This window comes from Polycladomyces zharkentensis (assembly GCF_016938855.1).
In the GTDB taxonomy this organism is placed as follows: domain Bacteria; phylum Bacillota; class Bacilli; order Thermoactinomycetales; family JIR-001; genus Polycladomyces; species Polycladomyces zharkentensis.
This window is the reverse complement of record NZ_JAFHAP010000013.1, coordinates 123729-139998: the sequence shown is the minus strand read 5'-3', so window position 1 is coordinate 139998 and position 16270 is coordinate 123729. Positions and strand designations below refer to the sequence as shown.

The window sequence follows — 16270 nt, the reverse complement described above, 5'->3', positions numbered from 1 at the left end:
CGATGGATTCATCCAGGTCATCGCCGACAAGGAGTCCAAACAGCTCCTGGGTGTGCAGATTGTGGGTCCGGAAGCATCCAGCCTGATTGCCGAAGCGGTGCTGGCCATCGAGATGGGAGCCAATGCAGAGGACTTGAGCCTGACCATCCATGCCCACCCGACCCTGCCCGAAGCGCTCATGGAAGCGGCGGAGGGCGTGTTGGGTCACGCGATTCACATGGTCAACAAGTGACGTTCGGCATTCAAACGGAAATGATGACAGTGGCAATATAGGTGCGTTTCAACGTCCCGGACACCGGGAGACTGCCAGCGGCGGTCAACCGGTGTCCGGGTTTTTTTCATTCGACGCAGGAAATCGACAGACTTTGTCGAAAAAACGGGTATAGCAATAGAGGGGTGAGTGAATGGAAGTCTCAATTCAAATCGAAGTGCGATCGACGGAAATCGACGTGATGGGCCATGTGAACAATGCCAAGTATCTGGAGTATTTGGAATGGGGACGTGAAGAATGGTACAACCGCGCCCAATTGCCGTTTGACGAGTTTTCCCGGATGGGGATCGGAACCGTTACCGTCCGGATCGAAATCAATTACCGCAAAGAAGCTACATTGGGTGAAAAACTGACCATCACCACGCGTCCCGTGCGACGAGGTCGATCCAGTTTCGTACTGGAACAGGTTATCGACAACGAGAAAGGGGAACGCGTCGCTGACGCTCAGGTGACCAGCGTCACCATCGATTTGAAGGAGCGAAAAAGCGTGCCGCTTCCCGATCAATTGGCTGCGTTTTTCCCGAAGCCTGTTGACTGAAAGCGTGGGGATCTTGGGTCGTATGTCTTCATTCCTTTTCCCTGTTTCGACGCTCAATTTCGTCCCATGCAGTTAGACCCGAGGGCAACTGCTGCATGGGGCATACCTGTAACCAGTCGCTCGTTCCCTGGTTGCTCCTTTTCTCCACAATCAGGGGTGGAGATTGCGAGACGCTCATTGACAACATGATTGTGACTTTTTACGTTTTCCGCGGATTTTGTCATCAGACCCGCCGCCAGTAACCGGCGGTTTTGTTCTATCCGCGGGGACGGCGCAACCGACCCAGTTCCTCCAAAACTCCTTCGATTTCCATCATGGTGAGCCGGTCGTCTTTGCGACGGATCATATGATAGAGCGCCAAGATTTCCGCATAATCTTCGAGACGATACTCTTGGGGGTCGATGAGTGCGGTGTTGACCACTTTCAATCGGGACTTGATCTCATTGATCAGGTGAACCAGATTTTCCTGACTGGGGGTTTCCAAATTCATCGTGAATCCTCCTTCGGCGTTTTTGTCATCCGCCGTCTGATCTATACCATTGTAACCAAAGAACAGGCAAAATCCCACCGTTGAAAATGGGAAGGCGTTTGCAAAGTCCGCGGGTTTCGGTTTACCGTCCGAGCTCCGCTTCAGATTGCGGGACACCATCCGCACCATGGCCTGGTCCACACCGGGCAGGATGTTGTCGGCACCTTCCAGACTCGATGGGAAATTCGGACCCGTCCCTTACAGAAAAAGTCGCCTGAAAGCCCACGTCGCCCATAGGAAGCACCCTTGGGGTATTTCAATCGTGGGATGAAAGGCGGCGTTGCTCGGTTCCCTCGGAAGAGGGTAATGGGAGCAACATCTTTTGTTTTTGGTGAATGCAGTATGAATAAAATACTGATACATCTAAAACCATTGGACAAGCGTACAGAAGAACGAAAACGACGGTATCTCTGATTAACCGCCACTTTGTTTTCTGCCCGCGTTATCGCAGAGAGGGAAAATGGCGCACCCGGAATCGCGGGTGGTTCAAACACTTTTCAGCAGTCTCCCCGTTAAAAACGGGCTGTGATTGTCCGCGCAGGAGGCGAACGGCCGTGTCGCATGAAAATCAAGGGGGAGAGTACCCCGAGCTGTATGTCCGATTTTTGCGTTTGTTCAACCTGGATCGTGATTACTATACTTGTCACGATGTGATGGAAGAACTCTGGTTGGAAGAGGGGCGGGATTTGTTTTATCAGGGATTGTTGCAAACGGCCGTCGGTTTGCATCATTGCCGCAACCAAAATACGGGTGGCGCTGTTAAACTGATGACGGCGGCGCTGAACAAGTTGGTATGTTACCCGGATGAGTTCATGGGGATCGACGTCGCCAAACTGAAACAGGATGTGGAAGTGTATCTGGATCAGTTGCAGGATCGTACCCGACAGTCAATTCCCTGTCACGACCTCACCATTGAGATTCTGGATCCCATATTGAAGCGATTCGTGTACGAAAACAAGGGGTGATTGTGTGAGCAAACGGTACTTCACCTTGGAAGAAGCGAACCGGTTGTTACCTGTCATCCGGAAAGATGTATTGCAATTACAGCGGCTGAAAAGGGAGTTTGATACCAAGTACCGGGAACTGCAGATGTTGAAAGCCGGTCGGGGAAATGGGGGACAAATGGGAGAGGATCCGTTTTTCGAGCGGGAAGCGGAATTGGAGTTTCTCAATATACAGGCTCGGGGTTTGATCGACTGGATCAATGGAACGGGAGCGCAGCTCAAGGATATCGAAATGGGACTGGTCGACTTCCCCTCGATCGTCGACGGCCGGGAAGTGCTGCTCTGCTGGCAGGTGGGGGAAGAATCGATCACACATTGGCACCATCCCTGGGAAGGATACCTGTATCGAAAAAAAATCGCCCACGAAGACGAAGGAAAAGACGAATAAACGGGTGTCGGTTTCTCACATGATAAGGGAAAGGACGGTGGGAGGTGCCGCAAATGTTGCCTGGCTCAGGATGGTTGCATGCTTTGGCGGATATACGGCGGGAGATGGAACAACTCATGCAGGAGATATCGTCGGGACACGACAAGGCCAAGGAACGGCAAGCCTTGTGGAACGCTATGAGAGAATGGGCGCAATCCGTGATGGAACTGGAAAACCGGCTCACTTCCTTGAGCCAGGATGGCTGGAATCCCACGAGTTGGGATCAGGTGGAAGCAGCTCCCATCAACCAACGTTTGACAGGCTTTCAACCCATGTCGGACAAGTACGATTGGGCGCCATTGCTGCTGCGGGTATCGGAACAGACTGAACGCGTTCGCAACGCCCTTCACAACTTGTCCAAGGGGGAGGGTCGTGACGATTGGATGTCCGTCAAACAACGCCTGCTTCAGATAGAAAACCGGCTGGCGGGCCTGACCAACCGGTTGCATGGAACGGTGTATGCTTCGTTTTTGCCTTTGCAGGAAAACATTGAGTTTGATCACCGGGGTGAGCGGATCGTCATTCACGGTCCCGGTGACGATTGGCCCAGCGGGTCACCGGCTGAACAAGGTCAATTTGACTAGCGCCAAACATTCACGTGCTTTGTGGTACGGCATCCACAACACTTGTGAATGAACCGGCGCGGGAACGGCGCGAATACCGGCGCGTGCGGCATATTGCAAAGCGCGGTATTGATGGTAGTCATGCGTCACCAAATACACATCATCCCAATGATGCTCATCCAAGATCCGTTTGGAAAAACGAAGATTTTCTTTGGTATTGCGCGATCGGTCTTCCAATATCAGCGACGCTGCCGGCACACCGCGGGAGATGAGATAATCCTTCATCGCTTGCGCTTCTGTCACGCCGTTTCCCTCCGGCCCACCGGACAACACAAGATAGCGGACTTTTTTCTGTTCATACAATTTTACGGCCATTTCCAAACGCTCCAACAATGCCGGACTGGGACGATCATTCCACAAGGCCGCTCCCAACACGAGAGCGGCCTGTTTCTGTTCTGCAGGCACAGGGGCTGCATCGTATCGGGAAACGGACGGCCACCAGTAGAGCAGCACGGACAAACCAGCGATGCCAAACAATACCATTCCCAACAATCCTGCGATTTTCAGCTGCATTCCTCTCCTCCATATCGCTGCTGCTGTCATTGTTCTCCGCGGATAACCGACTCCTGCCGGCCTCCGCCTGAATAGAAAGTGACTTGACGATGCGACGGCTTGCGCTTTTCACCATCCGTGTGTGATTTTCTCTTCCCCCTGCAGCGCCTTCACTCACCGAACCGACCCGAGACTGCAACCCCATCCGCCCGGCGGCTTGGAATGCGTGATCGAGAATTTGCCGTTTTCCCTGTTGAGATCAATGTGAATGCCGTCCATCCATTCCTTTTCATACGGAGGAAGGCAAACAGAATGCCCTCTTTTTCCACAGTGAGGTAACCGGGGCGAGCTTCGGTCAATTCGATGGCAAAGGATGGAGATCCGCATCCCGATGTCAGCGGTACCACGCGAACAGCCAGACGTTCTCCGTCTTCCTCCTGTGATAAAATCGCCTTCAATCGTGCAACGGCCGCAGGACTGATTTGAATGTCCATGATCCATCCCACTCCGTTTTTTGTTCTTGTCACCACTATAACAAATGGAGGATGAAACAAGAAAGTGACAGCCATGCGACCATAAAATTCAGATATCTTTCGAATGTATCTATAGAACAGAAAATCATACAAGAAAAATGAAATTTTATGTCAGGGATTCCTGCCGGGATGAGCGCACGAATGGAAAGCGAAGGAGAAATGTGCATGATATGGACAGGAAAACACGGATACTATCAGACCAGACCGATGTGGTTGGGGAACGGAGAATACACGATCATGTGGACGACAAAACCGTGCGGGCAAACCGTTTGGCCGTACCGCTTTCATCTTTCTTTGGTGGACGAATCGGGGAATGATGTGGTGACGGTTCCCTTTGACCCTGATGAAACGGGTTGGGGTTATCACATTGCCACGGTCAAACTGAACATAACGGGACGGTATTATTTAAAAATCGGATCTGAGCATACCGAGTGGACGGTCAAAATGAAACGGATCGTTCTCAGTTCTTGAAGGGCGAGCTGAACCCTTGGCAAACCCGTGTAAATGGCCGTTGAGCATCGTTTCAGCGCCGTTACGGCGCTGACTATTTTTTATTATGATATAATTATGAAAAGTAAATACTTCCGGGGTTGATCCCCCGTGAAGGAGGCATACAAGAATGAAACTGATTGCGGTGGACCCAGGACATGGCGGTGTAGATTCGGGAGCGGTGGGGAACGGTTTGTATGAGAAAAACCTGACGTTGAAAATCGGACAAATGTTGAATGTGAAGCTGGAGCCGTATCAGTGCGCGGTGACCATGACCCGTGCGAGCGACGTGTACAAAAGCTTGGACGAACGAACCAACTGGGCGAACAGTCAGGGAGCGGACTACTTCCTGTCGCTGCATCACAACACTTACAGTGATCCGAATGCGCGCGGGTTCGAATCGTACATCTGGAATGGTCCCGTTTCGCAATTCACTTATGACGCCCAAGCGATCATTCACGCCGAAGTGGTCAAGTATCTGAAGGGGTACGGCGTACCCGACCGGGGCAAAAAACGGGCCGATTTCCATGTCCTGCGCGAAACCAACATGTCAGCCGTGCTGTTGGAGAATTTGTTCGTCAGCAGCGCGAAGGACGCGGCCCTGCTCAAAAGCGACAGCTTTTTGGATGGATTGGCCGATGCGATCACGTACGGGTTGGTACGTTGCCTGGGATTGCAGTCGGATACCGCCAGTTTGTCTCAGGAGAAAACATTTCCGGATGCACCTGTGACGGATACCAGTGGTGAGGAAGAAGAGACAACGTGAGAAAGACGTGTAAATGCCCTCTCCATCGGGCGTTCTGCTACCAACCCGGCGGACTGCTGCCGGGTTGGTTCTATTTACCGGTGAAGCTGCCTATACGGAAAGTACCCTTGGGGTATTTCTCGCGGAATTTCAGGCGACGGGTTTGGATTTGCCTTGGAAGCAATAGTAGAGCCAAGTAATATTCACGATCGTTCAACACGCAAGGAAGTAACCGTGATCATCCCGACAGAAAATCGATCAATTCCTCCCGTTTCTCAAAATAAGGGAGACCATATTCTTTCAACGACAATTTGGTACCTGCATATATCCAAATCGACTCACATTCAGCAATTGCCTGCAAAACCAATCTTTGTTCCTTGGTTAAATCTTTGACGGTAAGTTTCTCCTCCTGCATTGTAAAAACAATATGTAATAATACTTCGAAATAGAGTAATTCCCCTGAATCGCTATTTCTAAAAGCTTCAACCAAATCGGGGATATATGGAAGGACCTCGGTTCTAGGCAAGTATTTAAAAGAATTTAAAATTGCTCCCCAGCCAGAATAATAATAGTTCCAAGGAAGTTGACTAAACAAATCAATGATCGTATCATCCGGTTTTTTTAATGTATTAACCAACAGTTGGATTGCCTCATTATATCTGGGATCAATTTGTAATATCGCCAATGCCGATACGAGAGCGAGAAGAGAATATTTTTCTTGGATATATGCTTTCATCATCGCGAGTGTTTGAGAATGCCGATCTCCCAAATCACCCAGACTTAATAGTACACTGGCTTTCACCATGTGATCCTGTTCGTTTTGTAACAGAGCACGTAATTGTTGTAAAACTTCTTCGGTTTGCTCTCCAATCTCCCCCAACAAAAATGCTGCTGAACTTCGTATCTTTGGATCCGCATGATTTAACAGCTTCACATAAACAGGGATACCCTTGCGAACGGCCTGGCGTGTTTCCTTAATCCAATCTACCTTATCGTTAATTTGAAAGGCTTCATCATACTTCTCATCAATATCAAACTGTTCAAAATAGGTAAGACCGTTCGCCAAATAAAAGAGATAGTTAAGGATTAGATGTCGATCGGGAACAGATTCATACTCCAATAGCTCAATGAAAAATGGAACCGCACGTGCCGCTGCTTCACACACAGTTCCTTGATGCCAAATATTACTGTACAGTGAACGCCATGCGTTTTTACGAACATTTTCCTCTAAAGAAGTTAAATCCCGAATTAATCCGGGAACATCCTCGGCCGATCCATATGCATGGACTAAACTTTTCCAATTAATCTGATCTAATTTTTCGAGCATACTCTTCCCTCTTTCTGATATTTTGACCCTATTTAACGCTCAAGCAGAATAAAGAGTTGACCGTGAGTTGTTGCAGGAAATTAAGAAAGTCCGTGGGAAAAATAGTATCTTGGCTTCGCGATGCATATCAATTTCCCTTCGTCTTGACATTCCTCGGCTGCCTCAAATGACGAAAGTAATTGTATCGGATCACTTCCTACCATTTTTCCTTTAAAATATAATATCAAAAATGATTGAATTTGGTCATAGAGTGAAACAAGACATTGTTCGTCAACATATCACGAATTAGGAAGCGCTAGATGGGATTAGTTCGTGCCATAAAGTTAGCGCCGCGGGATTGTCCTTACCATAGACCACACCTGGAGCCACTCTGTAAAAGAATGGTTTTTCTTGTCTCCGAACGTTTTTGAGACCTGATTAAGACCAAAAAAGTCCAGCAATAAAAGCTGGATATGCAACTGTTCTCTAGATAGAGGTCACCGACCAAAAAAAGAAAATTGTATGCTAAGATGAGCAACGGACACAAAAAACTCCGTGTTGGTCGGGCAGATTGATGGGGACCAGATTGAAGACAGGGAAATTGTTTTCCCGATGAGTTTTATTCATCGGGAGACGACTGTAGCACCGAAATGAGACACACCGGTGACTCATGAGTAATCCATCACACTTGGAGAGTCGGCCGCGATGTAAGCGGTGCCGATACTGATCAAAATACCGATCAAAACTACCCAACGCCCGACTGTCACACAATGCTGGTCACTTGCATCTTTCTTGATATAGGCCTGATAGATATCGTATGTCCAAATGTCCGTAAAAGCGGTTACATTCCCGGCCATGCCGCTCATGAAACTGGCGAGTAGCGCGGTAAGCCCAAGCCCCAACAATCCCGGCGGGTAGTAACGTTGAATCAAAAGCGGCAGGGCGAGGTTGTAGCTCGGTCCGCCCGGATGGCCCAACTTCGGGAACAGAACTGCCGCGATCAATCCGGGAATAATCACTAAGAACGGGACGATCATTTTGAAAAACGCCGCAAAGATCGGCGTGATTTGTGCAGACGGCATGTCCCGCGCGGCAAAAGTTCGTTGTACAACTAGAAAGTCCGTGGTCCAATATCCGATCGACAAGACAAAACCGAGCCCGAGTAACCCCCCAACCAACTGATTCCCATCGCATTGTAAGCCGGATCACCTAGATTTGACCACATCCATCGGGCGGGGGGATGATCTGTACCTGAAAGAAGAGAAACAGGCGGATCTGGTTTTGCCTCCGCTCCACAATGCGTTTTTGTATGATCGACACGGTCATCAAAAAAGGTCGAGTGGTGGTGAAAAACGGCCAGTTTGTCCGGCGGTGACGAAGACGTGTCAAAAACATGCGATATCGGTGGGATCTGTTGCATATCCGACGGGCATTTCGTGTCGCAATACAGCGGTTTCCTCCTCTTTTTGTCTAGTTTCGAGGACCGGCAGGGAAACGGAACCGGCACCGAGTAGCTTAACCATTAACAAGGAGTGCTCAAGGGGGAATCGCGATGGAACCGATGGAAGAACGGGTGCCGGAATTGGAAGTCATCAACGGGGAAATCGATGGGACAGACGAGCCGCCCCAATTTCTCGTCGTTGTCCATGACCATGAGAAAAAAGAAGAGACGGAGGAAGAGCCCGCCGAAAACAGCAATCCGTTTGTACGGTTGAAACGGCAATTTGCCCGTTTGAAATCCCCGATTTCCAAAGAGAATGTCAAGGACCTGATTCAACAGTTCTTCAAAGTGGTGGAGAAAAAGAAAAGCGATGAAATTCATGTGGAACAGGATCAACGAAAGGTAAGCCTGAAGCTGGGATTTATGACCGGAAAAAAGGAATTGCATTGTGACTTTTGCGGAATCGAAGACCGTTTCTATGCCGGGGCGATGTTTGGGGATCTGTATGTGGACGGGACGCCGAAATGGATGATGTGTCCCAACTGCTTGACCTATTGCAGGGAACAAGGACTGGAACGGTTTGAACAACGTGTGCGGGCACGGTTTCACCAACTGGCTGCCCGTTTGGAAAGGGAAGCTCGGCGTGCGCGAAATTTGGCCACGGTAGAAGCGTTTCAGGTGCCTGACCGGGTGGAGTGGGAAGCTTGGGAAACAGCGTCGGCCGCTTTGGAAGAAGCAGCGTCGGGGTATGAACCGCCAGGGGATAAAGGGTCACCTTTCCACGAGATGTGACGGGCAATCCCGGGCCCCATCGCTTTCCTGAAAAGTGGTGGGGTGTTTTTGTCGAATGAGGCGGTTGAAAGGATGAAGACCGATGTCGTTTCAATATATTGAGTCTCCTCGTTTGATCGAGCGTCGCGGCGGGTCGGACCGGATGGATTGGAAGGTGAGTCGGTGGATCGCACCCTGGGACGGAAAGGAGGAGATGGTGGCGGGAATTGTGGGCGTTCCCCTTTCTCGTTCGTCGATCAGCCCTTCTGCTGCCAGTGAAGCACCCGACGCGATTTGTTCCGTTTGGTGCTCGTTTGCCCCTTATGATGCCGATCACGGATCTGGATTTGTCATCGATGACGGTGAGAGAGTGGGAAATATTCGCATGCACACGACGGACATCTTCCGCTGTCATCAAAATATTTTGCGAGGATGGGGCGAGCTGTACGAACGGACAGCTGCGCATTGATCGCAGGCGGAGACCACTCGATCACCTGTCCGTCCGTACAGGCCTTTGCCCGTCATTATGCGGTGAAAAGGTCGGACAAATCCAATTCGACAAACATTTCAACATACGCAATCGGAAAGACGGAGGTCCCGGCAACAGTACGCCTATCCACGGATTGTTGGAATCGGGGGTTGTTACCTGATCCATCCCGCAAGTTTCCCATATCGTTTGGTCCATCGCCGTCTCCCAACTCCACTCTGTGGGGAGACGGCTTTCGCTGTTCATCACTGTCTGTCCAAAAAGGCCTCTTTCCGGCGAAAAGAACCCGTCTTACAAAGAAATCGGGTGGCTCCCAAACGGCAGGTATCACGTTCCGAATGGGTTGCCCATCACTCCGCCTCCACCACTTCCGCACGGAGCGGTTCCAACCGCTTCGTGATCTCCGCGATCACCTCCTCTTCCACATGATGGTGGCGAAGAGCATCCGCCAAGTGATGGAGAACGGCGTCGAAATGCCGATGACGAATGCCCAGTCCTTCATGAGCCTTTTTCATGGTGGCACCCGTGTATCGTGGGGCTCCACCGGTGGCGTAGATGAGAAATTGCGTTTGGTGGCGTCGTTGGCGTTTCATGTCCGTGTGACGAAAAAACGGTTGCAACAGCGGATCGTTCAGCACACGATCGTAAAACGTTCGCACGATCGTGGCGATTCCCTCTTCCCCTCCCAATCGCTCATACAGAGTTGCGGTTTGAGCGGTTGACATCGGCTTTCCCTCCCTGTCAGAAGATTTTTGGGTGTCTTGCTGTTCTCACTTTATCCCGGATCAGGACGGATCACAGTGATAAATGTCACAATTCAACGTATGTTCAAGAACGAGTGCCAATTTCACGGTGTGATTTCATGCATCCATTGTTCAATCGTTGGCAGCGCCTCATCGGCGCTGGCAAGCGGTGTCCGTTGGTAAATCAACTCCCCTATGTCCGTTTCCGCCGTTGACTCCCAAATAGACAAAACGATGGCCATGTGAGGCTGGGTTTTCACTGGGTTGCCCGTAGTTTGTGGTCGGTTCGGTTCGGGAAGGCTGGGAAAGGAGGAAAATACCAATTCACAGGAGTGTGATCAGAATGGGTGAACGCAACCAACCCAAAAAAGTGTTGCAACCGCCCCAGCATCAGTCCCGGCAACCCGGAATTGAGGCGGAAATGGTACCACAGCCGAAAGCGGAGGACCCTGTTTATCGTGGGAGTGGCAAATTGCAGGGAAAGGTGGCATTGATTACCGGTGGTGACAGCGGCATCGGCCGGGCGGTGGCGATTGCGTATGCCAAAGAAGGGGCGGATGTGGCGGTTGTGTATTTGGATGAGCATGTTGACGCGGAGGAAACAAAACGAAGGGTGGAGGTACATGGCCGGCAGTGTTTGTTGATTTCGGGGGATATCCGGTATCCGGCGTTTTGCCGATCCGCCGTGGAAGAGACGGTTCGCCAATTGGGACGGTTGGATATTTTGGTGAACAATGCCGCCGAACAGCATCCGCAGCTTGACATCGCCCAAATCACACCGGAGCAACTGGAGCGGACATTTCAGACCAATGTGTTTTCCTGTTTCTACTTCACCCAAGCGGCGCTGCCCCATTTGCGCGAAGGGAGTGCCATTATCAACACGACGTCGATCACCGCCTATCGCGGGAATGCCATCTTGCTCGATTATTCGTCGACCAAAGGTGCGATTGTATCGTTTACCCGGTCGTTGTCACAGGCATTGATCCAGCAGGGAATACGGGTCAACGCGGTAGCGCCGGGACCGATCTGGACACCGCTGATCCCCTCAACATTTACCGCGGAACAGACGGCCACTTTCGGCTCCAACGCTCCGATGCAGCGGGCGGGACAACCGAGCGAGGTGGCACCGTGCTACGTGTTTCTCGCATCGGACGATGCGTCGTATATGACGGGGCAGGTTTTGCATCCTAACGGCGGGGAAGTGGTTAACGGGTAACGCACTTCGAGATTTCCCGGGAAATCGACATACGATCGACATACGGGTGAAAGTGGCTCCAGACTGTCGGCATCGTGCTGTTCTCTCGCCGTTCCATCCCATTCGGTCGGAATAACGGGTAGAGTTTTTGTTACGCCCATTCGTCGGACCGTGACCTTTGAATGCTGTTTATCAATTGGATCGCCAAAAGCCGGGGCGTGTGTGGTCAATATCGCATGCATCAAATTTCCGTCTCGCTTCGTCTGTGTCGGCAATGAAGCAGTGCAAGATCGCTTGGAACTTTCAGGACCGGGACGCGGGCAAAGAGCGTTTCACTTAGAGGAAATTGCCATGATGACCATGTGCTTTCCAAAATGCTCGGTGGGGCTCAGGTCTTGTCGCTCGCCCGGAAAAACAATCCCCCTTGTTGGAATGGCCAGATTGGTTCATAAGCTGTCAGGAACGGATCAATCGCCGTTCTTTATCAACGGTTTCGTCGATTCAACAGCCGGGCGAGATCCAGGATGATACACTCCTTTTGGTTCATGGCGATGATGTCCTCCTTTTGGAGCTAGCGTACCAGACGGTTGATCGTTTCTCTGGAGGTACCGACTAATTCCCGGTGGGTCAGCGGGAGGGGATGCGCCATTTGGATTCTCTCATGTCGCCGTGTGTTTGGGCCAATTGGATCAGGACGGAGATCAAGCGTTGTTCCGTTTCGTGCATGCTAAATGTAAAACAATTGAACTGACACCCGAGGATGTTGACGCTATCTGGATTGAGCTCAAATCTCAGATTGCAGGGATCACACCGAAGCAGTTGGAATCACTGGACTTTGGGAAAATCACGACTGAATCAAGAAACATAGTATTCAGGCTCCTTTTCGACTATAGGCGTGCGTGGTACTAACCCCTTCTTCATGGACACTCCTTCTGACAGCCTTCTTTGTTCTTCGGGGTGGTCAACTTTTCGATTCGTAATGTGGTAACTTTTGTTTGGCAAACACAACTAAAGCAATATTGTGCTAATAAATCGAAGGATTATCTCTAGAGCCTTCGATTTTTAGCCAATTATAATGAATGTAAACAAAATGTAAACCAGACACACAAAATCATACTTTTAATTGCAACCAATTAATTTCAGAATATTATTGCTATTATAAAAGAATGGGGGAAGCGTTGGATGACTGTACAAAGAATCCAGATTGATGATGCTCCATTAAACAAATTCCATTTGCGAATTACTGCCCTTACGTTCGGATCGAACTTCTGTGACGGATACGCGCTTGGAATGATCGGTATGGCGCTGAGCCTCTTAGGGGACCAAATGAATCTTAGCCCCGTTTGGCAAGGGTTGCTCGGAAGTTCAGCGTTAATAGGCTTATTTTTCGGAAGTTTACTATTAGGTTGGTTATCTGATCGAATTGGTAGACAGAAGATTTACGTTACAAACTTTGTAATCATAACGATTGCTTCCGTCTTGCAGTTTTTTGTGAACGACCCAGTTACTCTATTTATTTTACGTATCCTTATTGGTCTTGCTTTAGGAGGAGACTACGCAGTAGGTTCGACATTGCTCGCCGAGTTTGCTCCAAAGAAATATCGTGGTTCTCTACTCTCTGCTTTGAATGTTCTGTGGACGCTTGGGTACACGTTTGCAACACTGGTTGGATACTACCTGGAGAAAATCGGCCCGGATTCATGGCGTTGGATGTTGGCAACGGGTGCAATTCCAGCGGTCATTGTTTTACTGCTGCGAATTGGTACACCGGAGTCACCAAGATGGCTGATTAGCATGGGACGTGAACAAGAGGCACGTCAAATTGTGAAGAAGTACATTGGTTCAAACATCGAGATTGACGATATGATTGCAGAATCTAAGCAAGCTTCCTTTGGGTTTAAAGATCTCTTTACAAAACAGATTCGGCTGCGCACCATTTTTGGCAGTCTGTTTTACGTCTGTATCGTGCTTCCGTACTTTGCAATCTATACTTACTTACCAACTATTTTGAAGCAGTTGGGATATGCGGAAAACTTCCTCGTTGATACGTTATTGAACATCTTCTTACTTGTTGGTTCGATTGCAGGAGTATGGTTTACCGAGAAGATGACGCGCAGAGGGTTTATTATCTACTCGTTTGCTGTACTCACCATCACGTTGTTCCTTGTGATCGTGTTGCCTACGAGTATGCAGACCTTTCAGTTTATCGCGTTTACCATCTTTACGTTTGTCATGTCGGCAGTTTCTAATTTGACGCTGGTTTATCCAGCTGAATTGTTCCCGACAGAAGTTCGTGCATCCGGTGTTGGTGTAGTCACAGCCATCAGCCGTGTGGGTTCAGCAGTTGGAACCTTCTTCCTACCACTGATGAGTTTAACATCTTCTATGATTGGGATGACCCTGGTTCTATTAGTGGGGACCATCATTTCGATTGCTTGGGCGCCAGAGACGGGACGTCTTACCTTAAACGAAGCGAGCAATCCGCTTCATCGAAAGGATAGCGCTATCAGAGAAGTAGCGAGTAACATACCGAAGTAAGTTTTAGATAACATTGCTTAGTTGGGGTAGAAGGAGCATCCGGTCATTTTGCCGCCATTTGCCCAGGTTCCTAGAAGTATAGGAGTCGGAGCTCCCGCTTGTTTTCCCATATCAAACGCTTAAATCTCGATGGGATCAAGGCGGGAAATAGCTAAGTTCCATTTCATAATGGTTTTCGGTACTTTTCACATCCCGTTACCACTTATTTACGAAATGGCGTTAAATTCATCGGATGCTACCTCCACCCCTAGTTGCAATGAAACGTCATACACGGAGTCTATTTACTCATGAATCAACCTGCCCAAGGCGTTTTTCCTTGGGCAGGTTGGCGTTGGAATGACGAGCATGGTGAGAGGGGTTTCCTGTCTCTCATATAAACCAAAATAGATTGATTGTGAATTGTGGAAGGCATTATTTACGCTTAAGAGGGGGTTAAGAGATGACGAATCCTATAGTGACACCCGTTCGCCCTCATCCAAAGGAGATTAAACAAGTTACACTTGGCAGTGGCGATATTACGATTCAAGATCTTGTGGCCGTTGCCCGATATGGGGCAAAAGTGTCATTTTCACAAGCATATTGTGATCGTGTAAACCAATCCCGAGGGTTAATTGAAAAGTTTCTTGAAGAAAACCGTTTGATTTATGGGGTTACAACCGGATTTGGCAGTAATGTAACCAAAGTGATATCCCCGGAAGATGCACAAACACTACAACGGAACATCATCTACTCACACGCGGTTTCCGTCGGAGAACCACTCGAACATGAGATTGTCCGGGCTACGCAATTTATGATTCTGTTAGCACTTGGTCAAGGTTTCTCAGGGGTTCGACTTGAAGTGTTGAAGGCAATTGCTTCACTGCTCAATCATCACATCGTCCCGTTTGCGCCTGGAGATGGATCCGTTGGTTATCTTTCACCGGAAGCACACATGGCGTTGGTTCTCATGGGAGAGGGAAGTGCTTGGTATCAAGGTCAGTTGTTGTCAGGTGGCGATGCCCTTGCAAAAGCAGGACTGCAACCGATTAATCTGAGTTGTAAAGAAGGATTGGCGCTCATAACCGGGACCACATCCGTCACGGCCATCGCGGCGCTCGCACTTTACAATGCAACTCAAGCTGTAAAAACAGCGGACATTGCCGGAGCGATGTCACTTGAAGCGTTAAAAGGGACCGTCAAGGCGTTTGATAGTCGGCTAAATGCACTCAAGAAACACTCTGAGCAGGTACAGACTGCAGAAACGATTTTGCGCATTCTAAGTGGAAGTGAAATCGCAGAAACATACAAGGATTATCGACTTCAGGATGCCCTTAGTTTGCGGTGCATTCCACAAGTTCACGGCGCCGTCAAAAAGGCCTTGAAAGACGCAGAGGAAAATATCGTAAACGAAATGAATTCCGTGAGCGACAATCCCATTGTGTACCCCTTGGATGACGATGGCATTGCCCTCATGGGTGGGAATTTTGATGGAACCTATGTAGGTATGTCTGCGGATGCCATGTGCGTTGCGATGGCAAATCTGGCAAAAATGTCTGAGCGAAGAATTGATCGGTTGGTCAATTACCACGTCAGTGAACTACCGGATTTTCTAGTCGTCAATCCAGGGCTGAACAATGGGTACATGATTCCTCAGTACACTGCGGCTGGGTTGCTTGCGGAAATTCAAGCACTCTCCCATCCGGCAACGATAAACAATATTCCCACGTGTGCAATTCAAGAAGATGTTGTAAGTTTTGCCTACAATGCAGCGCGAAAAGCTTATCAAATCTCCATGAAAGTTGAACATATTCTTGCCATTGAACTGATGACGGCGGCTCAAGCACTGGATTTCCATCATCCCCTCAAACCTTCACCAGCAACAGGGGAAGTATATCGCATGATTCGCAAGCAAGTTCCAATGCTTACGGAAGACAGGTTGTTATACCCCGACATGTGCAACATTCACCAGCTCATTCACGAAGGTGAAGTCGTCAAGGTCGTGGAAGAAGTCATTGGACACATGATATTGTAAGCCCACGAAATGAGGCCGATGACATGAACAGGACCCAATCAAACTCTCCCATCTGCTCATATCTGGAACGCTTGTTCACGACGCGGAACTTTCCTGGCTTTTCAACAGAAATATGGTGTTTCCGTTC

Annotated in this window: 19 protein-coding genes and 1 pseudogene; 13 read left to right on the top strand and 7 right to left on the bottom strand. The window is 49.4% G+C overall.

Going from position 1 to position 16270, the window contains the following annotated elements; all coding sequences use genetic code 11:
- Together JQC72_RS14005 and JQC72_RS14000 are read left to right on the top strand one after the other, a co-directional pair.
- Positions 1-232 (top strand): oxidoreductase dimerization domain-containing protein (locus JQC72_RS14005; RefSeq protein ID WP_503629805.1); only part of this gene is annotated, 232 nt, incomplete at its 5' end.
- 172 nt (positions 233-404) lie between these two features.
- The gene (locus JQC72_RS14000; protein ID WP_205496675.1) at positions 405-809 is read left to right on the top strand and encodes an acyl-CoA thioesterase; all 405 of its coding nucleotides are present in this window, start codon (positions 405-407) and stop codon (positions 807-809) included.
- A gap of 256 nt (positions 810-1065) precedes the next feature.
- Here JQC72_RS14000 and JQC72_RS13995 read toward each other — a convergent pair whose 3' ends face one another.
- Entirely contained in the window at positions 1066-1299 is a 234-nt protein-coding gene (locus tag JQC72_RS13995) for a DUF1128 domain-containing protein (protein WP_205496673.1), read from the bottom strand.
- Positions 1300-1709: 410 nt separating this feature from the next.
- On the opposite strand from JQC72_RS13995, the pseudogene JQC72_RS13990 reads away from it, so the two are divergent.
- The 4 genes and pseudogenes from JQC72_RS13990 to JQC72_RS13975 form a co-directional block, all read left to right on the top strand.
- A pseudogene (locus JQC72_RS13990) lies at positions 1710-1829 on the top strand (IS200/IS605 family transposase); the annotation flags it as partial.
- Between the two features lie 63 nt (positions 1830-1892).
- Positions 1893-2303 carry a DUF309 domain-containing protein gene (locus tag JQC72_RS13985; protein WP_335342477.1) on the top strand — a complete coding sequence of 137 codons (411 nt, stop codon included), beginning with the start codon at positions 1893-1895 and terminating at the stop codon, positions 2301-2303.
- Positions 2304-2307: 4 nt separating this feature from the next.
- Positions 2308-2730 carry a DUF2203 domain-containing protein gene (locus tag JQC72_RS13980; protein WP_205496671.1) on the top strand — a complete coding sequence of 141 codons (423 nt, stop codon included), beginning with the start codon at positions 2308-2310 and terminating at the stop codon, positions 2728-2730.
- Positions 2731-2783: 53 nt separating this feature from the next.
- Positions 2784-3353: a hypothetical protein gene (locus JQC72_RS13975; protein WP_205496670.1), complete on the top strand. Its 570-nt coding sequence runs from the start codon at positions 2784-2786 to the stop codon at positions 3351-3353.
- Here JQC72_RS13975 and JQC72_RS13970 read toward each other — a convergent pair.
- Together JQC72_RS13970 and JQC72_RS13965 are read right to left on the bottom strand one after the other, a co-directional pair.
- Entirely contained in the window at positions 3324-3905 is a 582-nt protein-coding gene (locus JQC72_RS13970; RefSeq protein ID WP_205496668.1) for a YdcF family protein, read from the bottom strand. The two genes, JQC72_RS13975 and JQC72_RS13970, sit on opposite strands and share 30 nt — an antisense overlap.
- Positions 3906-4054: 149 nt before the next feature.
- Complete coding sequence (locus tag JQC72_RS13965; RefSeq protein WP_205496666.1) at positions 4055-4378, bottom strand: iron-sulfur cluster assembly accessory protein; 324 nt, start codon at positions 4376-4378, stop codon at positions 4055-4057.
- Between the two features lie 204 nt (positions 4379-4582).
- Here JQC72_RS13965 and JQC72_RS13960 point away from each other — a divergent pair, with 204 nt between their 5' ends.
- Together JQC72_RS13960 and JQC72_RS13955 are read left to right on the top strand one after the other, a co-directional pair.
- Positions 4583-4888 (top strand): hypothetical protein, encoded by a 306-nt coding sequence (locus JQC72_RS13960; RefSeq protein ID WP_205496664.1) that lies wholly within the window; start codon positions 4583-4585, stop codon positions 4886-4888.
- A 148-nt stretch (positions 4889-5036) separates the two neighbouring features.
- The gene (locus JQC72_RS13955) at positions 5037-5672 is read left to right on the top strand and encodes an N-acetylmuramoyl-L-alanine amidase family protein (protein ID WP_205496662.1); all 636 of its coding nucleotides are present in this window, start codon (positions 5037-5039) and stop codon (positions 5670-5672) included.
- A gap of 217 nt (positions 5673-5889) precedes the next feature.
- Here JQC72_RS13955 and JQC72_RS13950 read toward each other — a convergent pair whose 3' ends face one another.
- Positions 5890-6978, bottom strand: coding sequence for a HEAT repeat domain-containing protein (locus tag JQC72_RS13950; protein WP_205496660.1), 1089 nt, complete (start codon positions 6976-6978; stop codon positions 5890-5892).
- 647 nt (positions 6979-7625) lie between these two features.
- Positions 7626-8102, bottom strand: coding sequence for a sodium:solute symporter family transporter (locus JQC72_RS16630; RefSeq protein ID WP_302104869.1), 477 nt, complete (start codon positions 8100-8102; stop codon positions 7626-7628).
- 407 nt (positions 8103-8509) lie between these two features.
- On the opposite strand from JQC72_RS16630, the gene JQC72_RS13940 reads away from it, so the two are divergent.
- Both JQC72_RS13940 and JQC72_RS13935 read left to right on the top strand, forming a co-directional pair.
- The gene (locus JQC72_RS13940; protein ID WP_205496658.1) at positions 8510-9190 is read left to right on the top strand and encodes a hypothetical protein; all 681 of its coding nucleotides are present in this window, start codon (positions 8510-8512) and stop codon (positions 9188-9190) included.
- Positions 9191-9272: 82 nt separating this feature from the next.
- Entirely contained in the window at positions 9273-9638 is a 366-nt protein-coding gene (locus JQC72_RS13935; protein WP_205496656.1) for an arginase family protein, read from the top strand.
- 368 nt (positions 9639-10006) lie between these two features.
- Here JQC72_RS13935 and JQC72_RS13930 read toward each other — a convergent pair whose 3' ends face one another.
- Together JQC72_RS13930 and JQC72_RS13925 are read right to left on the bottom strand one after the other, a co-directional pair.
- A complete protein-coding gene (locus JQC72_RS13930) occupies positions 10007-10381 on the bottom strand; it encodes a group I truncated hemoglobin (RefSeq protein WP_205496654.1) in 375 nt (124 codons plus the stop codon).
- 122 nt (positions 10382-10503) lie between these two features.
- Complete coding sequence (locus JQC72_RS13925; RefSeq protein WP_205496652.1) at positions 10504-10659, bottom strand: hypothetical protein; 156 nt, start codon at positions 10657-10659, stop codon at positions 10504-10506.
- A gap of 83 nt (positions 10660-10742) precedes the next feature.
- Between JQC72_RS13925 and JQC72_RS13920 the strand changes: the two genes are divergently transcribed.
- The 3 genes from JQC72_RS13920 (at position 10743) to hutH (ending at position 16143) form a co-directional block, all read left to right on the top strand.
- Positions 10743-11615, top strand: a complete 873-nt coding sequence (locus JQC72_RS13920) for an SDR family oxidoreductase (RefSeq protein ID WP_205496650.1) — start codon at positions 10743-10745, stop codon at positions 11613-11615.
- A 1161-nt stretch (positions 11616-12776) separates the two neighbouring features.
- The gene (locus JQC72_RS13915; protein ID WP_205496648.1) at positions 12777-14132 is read left to right on the top strand and encodes an MFS transporter; all 1356 of its coding nucleotides are present in this window, start codon (positions 12777-12779) and stop codon (positions 14130-14132) included.
- A 439-nt stretch (positions 14133-14571) separates the two neighbouring features.
- Positions 14572-16143 (top strand): histidine ammonia-lyase, encoded by a 1572-nt coding sequence (hutH, locus tag JQC72_RS13910; RefSeq protein WP_205496646.1) that lies wholly within the window; start codon positions 14572-14574, stop codon positions 16141-16143.
- Positions 16144-16270 lie beyond the last annotated feature (127 nt).

Bases quoted from the DNA above. Each gene is read 5' to 3' on its own strand.
- JQC72_RS13995 (WP_205496673.1), bottom strand. From the start codon at position 1,299: ATGAATTTGGAAACCCCCAGTCAGGAAAATCTGGTTCACCTGATCAAT.
- JQC72_RS14000 (WP_205496675.1), top strand. From the start codon at position 405: ATGGAAGTCTCAATTCAAATCGAAGTGCGATCGACGGAAATCGACGTG.
- JQC72_RS13950 (WP_205496660.1), bottom strand. From the start codon at position 6,978: ATGCTCGAAAAATTAGATCAGATTAATTGGAAAAGTTTAGTCCATGCA.
- JQC72_RS13955 (WP_205496662.1), top strand. From the start codon at position 5,037: ATGAAACTGATTGCGGTGGACCCAGGACATGGCGGTGTAGATTCGGGA.
- JQC72_RS13965 (WP_205496666.1), bottom strand. From the start codon at position 4,378: ATGGACATTCAAATCAGTCCTGCGGCCGTTGCACGATTGAAGGCGATT.
- JQC72_RS13930 (WP_205496654.1), bottom strand. From the start codon at position 10,381: ATGTCAACCGCTCAAACCGCAACTCTGTATGAGCGATTGGGAGGGGAA.
- hutH (WP_205496646.1), top strand. From the start codon at position 14,572: ATGACGAATCCTATAGTGACACCCGTTCGCCCTCATCCAAAGGAGATT.
- JQC72_RS13970 (WP_205496668.1), bottom strand. From the start codon at position 3,905: ATGCAGCTGAAAATCGCAGGATTGTTGGGAATGGTATTGTTTGGCATC.
- JQC72_RS13915 (WP_205496648.1), top strand. From the start codon at position 12,777: ATGACTGTACAAAGAATCCAGATTGATGATGCTCCATTAAACAAATTC.
- JQC72_RS13975 (WP_205496670.1), top strand. From the start codon at position 2,784: ATGTTGCCTGGCTCAGGATGGTTGCATGCTTTGGCGGATATACGGCGG.
- JQC72_RS13920 (WP_205496650.1), top strand. From the start codon at position 10,743: ATGGGTGAACGCAACCAACCCAAAAAAGTGTTGCAACCGCCCCAGCAT.
- JQC72_RS13940 (WP_205496658.1), top strand. From the start codon at position 8,510: ATGGAACCGATGGAAGAACGGGTGCCGGAATTGGAAGTCATCAACGGG.
- JQC72_RS13960 (WP_205496664.1), top strand. From the start codon at position 4,583: ATGATATGGACAGGAAAACACGGATACTATCAGACCAGACCGATGTGG.
- JQC72_RS13935 (WP_205496656.1), top strand. From the start codon at position 9,273: ATGTCGTTTCAATATATTGAGTCTCCTCGTTTGATCGAGCGTCGCGGC.